General features: G+C 34.5%; 12 protein-coding genes. 10 read left to right on the top strand and 2 right to left on the bottom strand.

Annotated features, from left to right (window positions below; genetic code table 11):
- Positions 1 to 118 precede the first annotated feature (118 nt).
- The 4 genes from GTR01_RS07705 to GTR01_RS07720 all read left to right on the top strand — a co-directional run bounded on the left by GTR01_RS07705 (position 119) and on the right by GTR01_RS07720 (position 4733).
- Positions 119 to 1549, top strand: coding sequence for a serine hydrolase domain-containing protein (locus GTR01_RS07705; protein ID WP_160137276.1), 1431 nt, complete (start codon positions 119 to 121; stop codon positions 1547 to 1549).
- Between the two features lie 236 nt (positions 1550 to 1785).
- Complete coding sequence (locus tag GTR01_RS07710) at positions 1786 to 2583, top strand: T9SS type A sorting domain-containing protein (protein ID WP_160137277.1); 798 nt, start codon at positions 1786 to 1788, stop codon at positions 2581 to 2583.
- Positions 2584 to 2713: 130 nt separating this feature from the next.
- On the top strand, positions 2714 to 3340 hold the full coding sequence (locus GTR01_RS07715) for a hypothetical protein (protein WP_160137278.1): 627 nt from the start codon (positions 2714 to 2716) through the stop codon (positions 3338 to 3340).
- A gap of 43 nt (positions 3341 to 3383) precedes the next feature.
- The gene (locus tag GTR01_RS07720) at positions 3384 to 4733 is read left to right on the top strand and encodes a chloride channel protein (protein ID WP_160137279.1); all 1350 of its coding nucleotides are present in this window, start codon (positions 3384 to 3386) and stop codon (positions 4731 to 4733) included.
- A gap of 29 nt (positions 4734 to 4762) precedes the next feature.
- On the opposite strand, the gene GTR01_RS07725 is transcribed toward GTR01_RS07720, so the two are convergent.
- Entirely contained in the window at positions 4763 to 5365 is a 603-nt protein-coding gene (locus tag GTR01_RS07725; RefSeq protein ID WP_160137280.1) for a hypothetical protein, read from the bottom strand.
- 152 nt (positions 5366 to 5517) lie between these two features.
- On the opposite strand from GTR01_RS07725, the gene rpsF reads away from it, so the two are divergent.
- The 3 genes from rpsF to rplI all read left to right on the top strand — a co-directional run bounded on the left by rpsF (position 5518) and on the right by rplI (position 6862).
- Positions 5518 to 5859: a 30S ribosomal protein S6 gene (gene rpsF / locus GTR01_RS07730; protein WP_048506897.1), complete on the top strand. Its 342-nt coding sequence runs from the start codon at positions 5518 to 5520 to the stop codon at positions 5857 to 5859.
- Positions 5860 to 5892: 33 nt separating this feature from the next.
- Positions 5893 to 6195 carry a 30S ribosomal protein S18 gene (gene rpsR, locus GTR01_RS07735; protein ID WP_002979091.1) on the top strand — a complete coding sequence of 101 codons (303 nt, stop codon included), beginning with the start codon at positions 5893 to 5895 and terminating at the stop codon, positions 6193 to 6195.
- 163 nt (positions 6196 to 6358) lie between these two features.
- Positions 6359 to 6862: a 50S ribosomal protein L9 gene (rplI, locus tag GTR01_RS07740; protein WP_047095724.1), complete on the top strand. Its 504-nt coding sequence runs from the start codon at positions 6359 to 6361 to the stop codon at positions 6860 to 6862.
- Positions 6863 to 7026: 164 nt separating this feature from the next.
- Here the strand turns inward: rplI and GTR01_RS07745 are convergent, their stop codons facing one another.
- The gene (locus GTR01_RS07745; protein ID WP_160137281.1) at positions 7027 to 7824 is read right to left on the bottom strand and encodes a helix-turn-helix domain-containing protein; all 798 of its coding nucleotides are present in this window, start codon (positions 7822 to 7824) and stop codon (positions 7027 to 7029) included.
- Positions 7825 to 8038: 214 nt separating this feature from the next.
- Between GTR01_RS07745 and GTR01_RS07750 the strand changes: the two genes are divergently transcribed.
- From GTR01_RS07750 to GTR01_RS07760, 3 genes are all read left to right on the top strand, one after another.
- Complete coding sequence (locus GTR01_RS07750; protein WP_160137282.1) at positions 8039 to 9295, top strand: TolC family protein; 1257 nt, start codon at positions 8039 to 8041, stop codon at positions 9293 to 9295.
- 5 nt (positions 9296 to 9300) lie between these two features.
- Positions 9301 to 10347 (top strand): HlyD family secretion protein, encoded by a 1047-nt coding sequence (locus GTR01_RS07755; protein ID WP_160137283.1) that lies wholly within the window; start codon positions 9301 to 9303, stop codon positions 10345 to 10347.
- A 266-nt stretch (positions 10348 to 10613) separates the two neighbouring features.
- A complete protein-coding gene (locus GTR01_RS07760; RefSeq protein WP_160137284.1) occupies positions 10614 to 12176 on the top strand; it encodes an MFS transporter in 1563 nt (520 codons plus the stop codon).
- The last annotated feature ends 114 nt before the right edge of the window (positions 12177 to 12290 follow it).

Here is a 12290-nt window from a genome sequence, read left to right on the forward strand (position 1 = left end):
TAAAACCTTCGATTTTTGATCGGAGGTTTTTTTGTGGTTCAAGTTCAGTATTTTTGAAAGAGAGAAGTAATATCATAAGGGTTTAAATTGTCTTTTATAAAACATAACCCAATTAGCTATGAAACCATTCATTTTAACCGTATTAGCTTTAAGTACCTCCATCTATACCTACTCTCAGAAAACATATCCATCTGCAGCCATTGACCAGTATGTAAAAGAAGTGATTAAAATTAATCAGATTCCCGGTCTTGCAGTTGGTGTGATAAAAGATAATCAGATCGTTTTTCAACGATATTATGGTACGGAAAATCTTGAAAATGATAAAAAAGTGGATTCAAATTCTATGTTCAGGATATACTCTACCTCAAAATTGATGACAAATGTTGGCGTTTTTCAACTGATTGAAAAGGGACAATTATCTTTAGAAGACAAAATCTCCAAATACCTTGACAATTTACCTAAAGAATGGCAAGACATTAAAGTAAAAAACCTGATCACGCATTCTTCCGGACTTCCTAATCTTATCGCTTTTAATGATATTTTGCCAGATGACTCTAACGCTAAAGTTATTGAAAGACTGTCCAGAGAAAAAATGGATTTTAAAACAGGAAATCAATTCAGCTATAATCAGACCAATTATTTCCTGCTTACGATGATTATTGAAAAAATTACAGGACAACCTTTTGAACAGTTCATCCTGAATAATCAGTTTTCCGATTCTAAAAACCAGGTCATTTTTTCTTCAAACGCTCTCGAAAAGATCCCGAACCGCGTGATTAAATACAATTACAATTCAGAAAAAAAGCAGTATGAAAAATCTACAGATGTTAGCGGAACAAGAGCTCATTCTGCCAATGGCATTGCCATAACACTTCCGGCATTTTTAAAATGGAGTCTTCACCTTAGCAAAGGTGATTTTTTAAATCCAAAGACGAAAGAAATGATGTGGCATCCTTTTGATTTTAGCAATAAAAAGGATGTTTTCACCTATGGATGGGACATTAGTAAAGTAAATAATATAGCTTCTTATAATTTTTCCGGAGGAAATGTAAGCGCCTATAAAATTTACCCGCAGAATAATATAGCAATCATTATGATGTCTAATGGATATAGCTTATTCTCTGTTCAATACAGGATCATCAATCATATTGCTGCAATGCTTGATAAAAACTTAGCAGACGATTATTCCTTAGCAGAAGAGACCATTATCTCTGAATTTTCAAAAAAGAACAATCCTGATGCGGAGAGAATCTACCATTCTCTTAAAGCAAAAAATTCAAAATGGAATTTTGAAAATACGTTGAATGACATAGGTTATACCCTATTGCGAAATTCAAGAATGGATGAAAGTATTAAAGTTTTTGTTTTAAATGTTAAGGAAAATCCACAATCGGCTAATGCTTTTGATAGTCTAGGTGAAGGTTATTTCTATGCTAAAAATTATGTCTTAGCTTTAGAAAATTATAAAAAATCATTAGCCTTACATCCGGAAAACACGAATGCTGTAAACATGATTCGAAAAATAGAAGATGCAATGGAAAAGAAATAATTGAAACATTTTGTCAATATTCTTCATAATGATTGTTTTTAGATATCTATATTATTTCAGCACTACTCTATTTTAATAATATCCTTATTTAATAGAACATCGTTTTTGCAGGTCTTTATTCCTATTTTAAGAAATCGTTTACCACCGTTTAAAAAAAATTAACCTAATTTCACATTCAAATTAAAAACAAGACACTCAAAAAGTGTTCTGAGAGGAAATTATAATAAACTATTACCATGAAAAAAATGATGTTATCTGCTGCAATCGCAGTGACAGTCCTTATGTTCGGGCAACAAATCACATTAGAAAACTCCTTTACAGCAGGAGAAAGAGCATTTGCTTTTGCTAAAGGCAATGATATGGTGTATGTTAATGCACCAGCATACACTAATATTCTGAAACTTTACAGCTCAACATTTGCATTGATTAAAACAATAGATGTTCCTGTACCGGCAGGATACAAAGCTATCTTATGGTATGATGGAGGACAATATAATCATGCTATCTCCAAAAACATTTTTAATACTGATGATAAATTAGAATTTTTAATAACTGCTGAAAAATACGCTCCAGGCTCATTTGATAATTATCATAGAAAACTGCTTCTTATCAACGAAGATGGGCTTCTTATCAAAGACTTCACCCCTGATCCTAATTTTTCTTACCAAAAAGATTATAGTGTATTCCATGATCCTGTTTCGAATACCAATAAAATTATTGTAGAGAATTATACCACCAATAATAAATCCGTTTTTGAGGTATTTGGCCTACCAACTTCCAAATTGGCAGCAAAGGAAATTCAGAATATAACTAAATTAGCAGCATTCCCAATTCCTACAAGTAAAAACCTTACTATTTCAAACCCGGGAAACGGGAGCAATAAAGTAGAAGTGTATGATATGACTGGAAAGATTGTTTTTAATAAATTTTTCGGATCCAGTGACAACACAGTCACTATTGACGTTGAAAACCTGACAAAAGGAACTTACTTTTACAAGATCGGAGATGTAAGTGCTAAGTTTATTAAAAATTAAACATATCAAAATCTCACTCTTTACGGGTGGGATTTTTTCTTTGTATGGCATATCATCTGTTCCATGATCATTGTACTTTTATAATCCCATTATTCATCAAATAATTTTACCTTTATAGAAACTATTACAAATGGAACTTGATTTCAGGAAACTCTATGTTACCAAATTATTTGATTTTTCCAAAGAAGATGAGGAGCTGATTTTTAAAATTTATGATCAGCTATCTGCGATCTATGATATTTCAATGGCAGATATTGAAGATTCTCTATACCAGCAATTCAAATCACAGAATATAGATTTCTTATACGAACCTAAACTCTGCTATAAGCTTACAACCAAAAATCAATCGAGTACTTTTTATCTTTTTATTGTCAACTCAGTCGGAACAACAATCAGAGGAGCCCGCACCACTGATAAATATGATTCTTTGGAAGTTTGGGGGTTAAAGGAAATGAAGGAAGACTTTGGTTTTATTTCCATCAATAGGAAAAAGCTTGCAGACAGAATCGCAGGAATATTTAGCAGTTTTAAGGTTAATTTTAAAGAAGATAAAGACTTTAAAGATTTTTATGTTTTGGGAAGTGATCCTTACAAAACGATAGCATTCTTAAATCCCGAAAGGAAAAAAGCTATACAGGCTATTTCTGATGCGGATTTCAAGATTGAAGTTAAAAGCAATATTACAGGATTGAGGATATCAAAGGCATTGAGCCTTGAGAATGTTCTTATGGTCTCAAAATTTTTAGAAGAGATATAAATTTTAGTTTTTTTGCCGTAATTTCATCCCTCAAAACCAACAAATGCTGAAAATCTTTGTCCTTATTCAAAAGTCCCTGAAAAATTCCTTTGATAATATCCGGAATGAACAACTGAAATATAACCTTCTTCAGGCTATTCCTTTTTGGATCGGGTCTGTTATTACCGGTTTTTTTGCAGTATTATATGCTCAACTTTTTGCATGGGGAGAAAATCTCATGAATTTTATCTTCAATTGGCATGCATGGATGATTTTCATCATTGCTCCCATTGGATTTGTACTTTCATGGTGGCTGGTAAAGGAATTTGCACCCAATGCCAAAGGCAGTGGCATTCCACAAGTGATGGCAGCAGTAGAACTGGCAAATCCCAAAGAACATAAGAAGATAAGGAGTCTTTTAAGTTTAAAGATCATCATTTTTAAAATCGTTTCTTCTGTGATTTTGGTCATCGGAGGAGGTGCTGTGGGTCGCGAGGGCCCTACTATTCAGATTGCAGGTTCTGTTTTCAGGAAAGTGAATGAATATCTACCCGATTGGTGGCCTAAGATTTCCAAGAAAAACATGATTATGACGGGTGCCGCTGCCGGACTGGCAGCAGCGTTCAATACACCTCTTGGCGGAATTGTTTTTGCAGTAGAAGAATTATCAAAAACCCACATTAACTACTTTAAAACGGCTTTATTTACGGCGGTCATTATTGCAGGTTTAACTGCCCAGACTTTAGCCGGATCTTATTTATACCTTGGATATCCCAAAACGAATGATGTTTCTTTAATGGTAATGTTTCCGATCATTCTCGTAGCAGCTACTGCCGGAATTATGGCAAGCCAGCTATCGGTAATTATGCTTGCAATCAACGGATGGAAAAAGAAAACACTGAAAACAGATCAAGCAAATATTGCATTTCTTATTGTATGTGCTTTAATCATTGCATCCATTGCCTACTTCATCAATCGTGAAATTTTAGGTTCGGGGAAGGAAATTATGGAACGGGTTCTTTTTACCAAAGATAAACATGAAGATTGGTATGTTCCTATCTTGAGAATGCTGGGGCCAGCTTTATCCTTTACCTCCGGAGGGGCCGGGGGAATCTTTGCTCCTGCCCTGTCTGCCGGTGCCAGCATTGGCTCTGTCATTTCAGGGATCATTCATTTAACACCTAATGAGACCAATGTTGTTGTTCTTGGCGGTATGGTTGCCTTTCTCACAGGCATTACGAGAGCTCCATTTACATCTGCAATCATCGTTCTGGAGATGACAGACAGACATTCATTGATCTTTCATCTGATGCTTGCCGGTATGGTTTCATCTATTGCTTCTATCCTTGTAAGCAGACATTCTTTGTATGATGTATTAAAAGTGAATTTTTTAACGGAACTCAGAAAAGACTAAACTTCCTATAATAAAAAAAGACCTGTTGTTTACAGGTCTTTTTTTAGCATTATATTTAGGTCTTTAAAGGCTTCTGACAGCTCTTCAGCAACTCCGTAATTAATGATTCTAATCACCAGCTTATCCAGTTTTTCACTTGATCTTTTCACTTTGTAGGTGACAATATTTAAAAATGCATCCCCATTTTTCCTTTTTGATACTTTGTGAAAGTCTACTACATTACTCAGATTCCACAAATCTCCTTCGTAATAAAGTTTCCCGTTTTTATCTACCGAGTTTATTCTGATATTATTTCCTTCAAATTCGGCAGCCAATCTTAGTGATCCATTATCACGGTCTGCTCCAAACTCTTTAATTTTATCAGCAATAAAAGTTTTCACTTCTTCAATATTATGGTATTTCCCCAAAAGGTCTTCCTTTCCATTAGCATAAGTGATTTTGTAAATTTCAGATTTGTTTAACGAATGAGAAGGCCCATCCAGATAATCCAATTCTTTGTAAGTAATATGAGAAGCACCAACTTCTATAATTTTAGCATCAAAAGAAGTCCCATTCTTCTTGGATATTTTATCCTGTGAATAGCTGCTAATTCCCAACAGCAACAACGGCAGTGTATAAATTTTAGTTTTCATGAAATAAAAAATTCTTCGGCTAAAATACGAAAAACACCATCAGCACTCAAATTCCTGCGATTAATACTCTATTTTTCATAAATACTCTTGCATATTACAAATATATTTTCTAGTTTTGCACCTCGAAATAATTAACAAATTCATTTAACATTATGAACAATTACGAAACTGTTTTCATTTTAACTCCCGTTCTATCTGAGTCACAGGTAGAGGAAGCAGTGAACAAGTATGTAGATCTTATCAAAGAAAAGAACTGCGAAATCGTTGCTAAAGAAAACTGGGGATTAAAAAAATTAGCTTACCCAATCCAATTGAAAAAGAATGGGTTCTATACTTTAATCGAGTTTAAAGGTGAAGGTACTGTAGTTGCTGATTTAGAATTAGCATTTAAGCGTGACGAAAGAGTAATCCGTTACCTTACTACAAAACTTGACAAGCATGCTGTTGAGTACGCTGTAACTAGAAGAGCTAAAGTAAAATCAGCTAAAGCTTAATTAATTAACCCTATTTTTTAAAAAAGACAAGACATGGCAATAGATGAAATGGCTAAACAAGCCTCAGCTGGAGGAGAATCAGAAGTAAAATTCCTTACTCCGCTTGATATCAATACAAAATCTGAAAAGAAATATTGTAGATTCAAAAAATACGGAATTAAGCACGTTGATTACAAAGACGCTGATTTCTTATTACAATTCGTTAACGAACAAGGTAAAATCTTACCAAGAAGATACACTGGAACTTCTTTAAAATACCAAAGAAAAGTTTCTGCTGCTATCAAAAGAGCAAGACACCTTGCATTACTACCATACGTAGCTGACTTATTAAAATAAGACAAAAAATAAATAAAAGAAGAGAGCAATCTCTTCTTTTGTTGCTGAATACATCATTAATTCTAACGATTTTTAGATTAAAGAAAAGAAATAATTTCTAAGACATTGGTCTTTTTTCTTTTTTCTTTGTTCTTTTCTCTAAAACTAAAAACGGACAACAACAATGGAAATTATCCTAAAAAAAGACGTAGAAAACTTAGGACTTGAGTTTGATACAGTAAACGTAAAGCCTGGTTATGCTAGAAACTTCTTAATTCCTCAAGGAATTGCTCTTTTAGCTACACCTAAAAACAAAGCTGCTTTAGAAGCTACATTAGAAGCTAGAAAAGAAGAAGAAGCTAAATTAATCGCTGCTGCTAACGCTGTAGTTGAGCAATTGAAGAAAACTTCTATCACTATTCCTGCAAAAGTAGGTGCTGGTGATAAATTATTCGGATCTATCAACAATGCTGATCTATCTGCTGCTTTAGAAAAAGCTGGTGTTTCTGTAGAGAAAAAATATATCAAAATTCCTGGTAACACGATCAAGAGAACTGGTAAATTTGCTGCTCTTATCAGACTTCACAGAAATGTTGAGTACAACTACGAATTCGACATCGTTTCTGATGCTCCAGTTGTAGCTGCTCCTGCTGCTAAGAAGGAAGAGGCTAAATCTGAAGAAGCTTAATAAGCGACTGAGAATTTCTCACCATACAAGACCACTTCATTTATTTGAGGTGGTTTTTTTGTGCAGTAAGATTGGGAGAATAAAGAATAAAGAACAAAGAGCCAAGAATCAAGAATCAAGATATATTGGGTTCAGCGTACTCAATTCATTCACACTCCCACTCACTACCTATCCCCTCTCAGTTTCTGCTGATATTCCGTAGGAGCTACTCCAATTACCTTTTTGAAAATATTACTGAAAGAAGACAAGCTATTGTAGCCCACCATCATTGCAATTTCATACATATTGTATTTTCCTTCCAGCATGAGTTCCAAAGAACGGGTGATCCTTAAAGCTCTCAGAAAACGGACGTAATTCATCCCTAAAATTTCCTTGAATTTTCTGGAAAGAGTTCTTGTACTCATTCCGAATTCTTTGGCTGTAGATTCAATGGTTAAAGGCTTTTCCAGGTTAGCATGAATATATCTTGCAATCTTCAGCAGGGTTTCATCTTTAGGAAAAGGGTGTTGTATCGGAAATGCTAAATGTTTGTGTTTTTTTTCTTGTAAAACACCTTTAAGAGCTTTGAGAAAATAATATTTAGAATGGTCATTTTTTGTGATTTTCCCATCCCATTCTTTCGTATATAAAATCATTTCTCGAAGGAGTTCATTAACAGAATAGATATTAATTTCATCAAAAAAGCCACTTTCACCTTCTTCTTTTTTAAAGTAAAAATTATACAAATCTACTTTTGGACTGGTAGAAAAAAGATAATGTGGCGTTCCTGCAGGAATCCACATAAAACATCTTGCCGGAAGATACCAGTGTTTCAAATCTGTAAAAACATGCACAATACCTCCTTCTGCATAGACCAGCTGCGCAGAACTGTGATAATGGATATCCGTTGTGATGTTTCCCGTGAGCACATGATATACATAAAATTCTTCATCTTCAACGGCTTTAAAATGGCTGTCATTCATAAAATAAAGATAAGAAGAATTTTTAAAATGGCGTAAATGAGCAAATCTTTTTCTTGTTTCACAAATCATGTCCGCTTGTCATCGTCGTAAATTTGCAGTATCAAAATCATTTTAGCAAAAATCCTTTAATTAATTTATGAATATGATATTTAACGCATGCCGATATCAGTGCATCGCGTTGTGCCTACTATTGAGCAACCTTTTACACACACAGATGATCGATTACCAGCACATTAGCTTACAACAGGCTATAGAAGTTGGTTTAAAAAACAACAAAAATATCCGGATAAGCCATTTAAAACAGGAAATGTCCGTCACTAAGGAAAAAGACCTGAAAATGGAAAAGCTTCCGGATATTGAATTTCATACCAGCTACAACCAGGTTACCAATCTATTTCAATATCAGAATGGTGTATTTAATAAGCCTACAAAATATGATGCTATCAACGGGATGTATGATTTCACTTTATCAGCTTCTATACCTGTTTATATGGGTGGAAAAATAAAAAATACTGAAAAAAAGGCAGCGATTGACACTGAAATTTCAACATTGAAAACGCATCTTGATGAAAGACAGCTTAAAATGGAGATCATTACTGCTTTTCTACAAATTCATCATCTAAAGGAACAACAAAGCCTTATTAATGATAAGATGAAAGAAGATTCAGTTAATATCAAGCAGGTAAAATCTTTGAAAGCAAACGGAGTCGTCACTGTGAATGAAGTTTTAAGAACATCTTTGCAGCTTTCTAATCACAAAATGAGCTGGACAGAACTGGATAATGATATACAAATTGCTGAACATAAGCTGAAAACCATACTTTCTCTTCCTGAACCTCAGGAATTGCATGTGGATACGGAAGACTTAATCTCTGATAAAGCTGCAATCCCTTATATTGAAGAGTTAACGGAAACCGCTCTCAACAAGAACGAATCTGTAGGAATTACCCATAAAAACCTTTCATTAAAGGAATTGGATCAAAAGCTTACCAAGGCTAATTATTTACCTAAAGTGACAGCTGGTGGAGAATATTTTCTGAAGTATCCGAATATGATGTTCTTTCCGCCTGAGCCTTATGCTTATCGTTTGGGAATGATCGGACTAAACCTTACTTATCCCATCGAAAATCTGTATAAAAACAAATACAAAATGCAAAAAGCCAGGGAAAACATAGATCTGGCTAAGCTTCAAATTGAAGAAAATGAAGAAAAAGTAAGACACAATGTGTATGAAGCTTATAAAAAGTTTGAAGAAACAGATCAGAAAGTAAAAATTGCTGAAGAGGCCATTGATCAGGCGAAGGAAAACTATCGCATTGTAAGAACAAAATATGCCAACAAGTTGAGTCTTATCACTGAACTTATTGATGCAGACAACACTTATCTGGAAGCAGAATCCAACCTTATCTCCGTAAAAATAAACAGACAATTAAAATATTATCAACTCCAATATACGATTGGAAACTTATAAAAACTATGGCACAGAAACAACTGACACAAAAGGAAAAAAGAATCAACAAGACTATTACTTTACTAGCCTGGATCCTTATTATCAGTGGGATCACGGGAATGGTAAGTTTCTATCTTTTCTCCCGAAAAAATGTTACCACCAACGATGCACAGATCGAACAATATATTACTCCGGTTTCCAGTAAGGTTTCAGGGTTCATCAAAACTATAAAGTTTAATGAAAACCAATTTGTACACAAAGGAGATACTCTAATCGTTATCGACAACAGAGAATTCGTCAATCAGGTACATATGGCTGAAGCCAACCTTAATACCACTACTGAGAATATTACAACCATCCAAAGCAGTGTTAATACAAAGGAAAGTGATACAAAAATCATTGATGCTAAAATTGCTTCCGCCAGAATTGATATCTGGAAAACGGAACAAGATTTTAAACGATACAAAAACCTTCTATCAGAAGATGCTGCCACAGAACAGGAATTTGAAAATGTAAAGGCATCTTATGAACAATCAAAGGCCAATCTTTTAGCATTGGAACAACAGAAAAATGCTGTAAAAGCAGGAGCTAATGAACAACAGACCAAAGTGGCTCCCGCTAAAAGTCAGATTCAACAAAGTTCAGCTAGTTTGAATAATGCTAAACTATTCCTCTCCTACACGATCATTACCGCTCCTTATGATGGATGGGTAGGCAAAAAGACAATTCAGGAAGGACAATTGATTAAAGAAGGACAGGCATTGGTACAGATGGTAAGCAAAGAAAAATGGATTATTGCCAACTATAAAGAAACTCAGCTTGGCCAGATTGATCAAAATCAAGAAGTCATCATCACGGCAGATGCCTATCCTAATGTAGAATTCAAAGGAAAGATTCTTTCTGTTTCACCGGCATCAGGATCTCAGTTTTCTCTGGTAAAGCCTGATAATGCAACAGGAAACTTTGTAAAGATAGAACAACGATTTCCCGTAAAAATTATTCTTGATCACAACAAAGACAATGAAAAGCTGCTTTCCGGAATGAATGTTCTGGTGAGTGCGAAGAAGATTTAGGTTTGAGAGTATTAGAATATTAGAGTGCAAAAATATTTGGTTTTATACTTATTTTCAAATTCATTCATTTTCAAATTTTCAAATTAAAATTATTTTTCTGCGAAAAGGCAAGACCGCAATATACAGATCTGCTCAATTTTTTCTTATAGCATATTTGTCATTTACCTTTTACTTTTACACCCCTTTGCTCTTTTGTCTTTTCGCATTTTTAATATAACCAATAGCTAAAAGCGACTTCACAGGCTTTATTAGTTTTTAAAATCACTATGCAACACAATACAGTTTATCATAAATGGTTACCGCAATGGTTGAAATTACCTCTTCTTGTACTGGCATTATTTCCGCACATCATGCTGTTATCATTATTACATTCCAATAGTGCCTTTACCTCTTCATTTATGGATGTGGACTCAGATGATATTCAATATTTGATGATGCTGATGTACGGAACGTTTGTAGTTACCCTTTTTGTTTTACAGCGGTTTATGTCTTATTTCAGTGTAAAGTATTATGTATTGCTGATGTCTTCCGTTTCAGTGATTCTTCTTTATATCTTATCCGTCACCAATGATTATCATGTGATTCTGGTGATCCGTATTTTGGAAGGGTTCTTTGGATTGTTGGAAGGCGCTATTTTTCTTCCATTAATTATTGCTGAATTAAAAACAAGACACGCTAAAGTGATTGCCTATCTTTTTATGTACGCACTCATGCTTACAGGAGGAACGGTAACAACAACCTTATTGAAATCAAGCATTCAGGATTATGATTATCAACATATGATTTTAATGATGGCTTATTTCCATCTATTCGTTTTGATTCTTGGTTTTCTTATTTTCAACAAGAATCGTTTCTTTCCTAAAAAACCATTATATCAAATGGATATCCCGAGTTGGTTTTTTCTTTGGGTTTGTCTTCAGTCCGGAGCTTACGCCATTGTCTATGGAAAAAGGCTCATGTGGTTTGAATCTGACTCTATCATTATCTGTTTATTTATATTTTTAATTTCAGGGGGCTTATTCATGTTGAAACAAAGGAATTCAAAACGCCCTTTATTTCATTTTGAAGTTTTCAGTTCTAAAAATGTGATCGTGGGAATGATATTGTTCTTCATTTTTTATCTCATTCGCTCAGGGTTAAATAATGTATACAGCATTATGGCAACAGTATGGAAGTGGCCATGGGATTATATCGTCAACATACAGTATTGGAATGTTGCCGGAACACTTATTGGTGTCCTTTTATCAGGGATTTGCCTGGTGCGTGGTGTATCTTCCAGAATTGTTTTCTTTACAGGCTTTCTTTTACTGGCAATAGATTGTGCCTGGTTTACCTACACTTTTTATCCGGATACCACCCTTACAACCATCTGTCCACCTCTATTTCTTCAGGGAGTAGCCCAAGGATTATTATTTACACCTTTGGTATTCTTTCTGATTTCAGGCATGCCGGAAGAATATGTAGCCAATGCCAGTGCTATGGGAACCACTACCCGCTTCTGGGCAACAGCCAGTGGATATGCCTTAATGCAAAATGTAATGTTATTTTTAACGTTAAAACATTCGGATGTATTAAGCTTCAATCTTACAGATACCAATCCTGTTTTCTATAGCCAATGGAACCAGATTTTCGGTGCCAATGTATCGAAACGCCCAATTAATGAATCTCTATCTATGACGGCTGGAGCCTTTAAAGCCAAGATTACCGCTCAGTCTATCCTGCTTTCCAATATGGAAATATTTACGGGTTTATTCTGGCTGGCCTTCATTACAGCTCTTCTTTTATTACTTTATCATCCGGTGAAAATAGCAGTGAGGAATATTATGTGATAAATACAGAAAGGAAGCAGGAGGCTGGAAGATGGGAGTTATTGAAGACTTACATACCTCTGTCAGCTTAGAAAATTAATTTATTTTTTTTAATAAAATACTTTATAACCGTTC

Source organism: Chryseobacterium sp. c4a, assembly GCF_009900745.1.
Classification (GTDB): domain Bacteria; phylum Bacteroidota; class Bacteroidia; order Flavobacteriales; family Weeksellaceae; genus Chryseobacterium.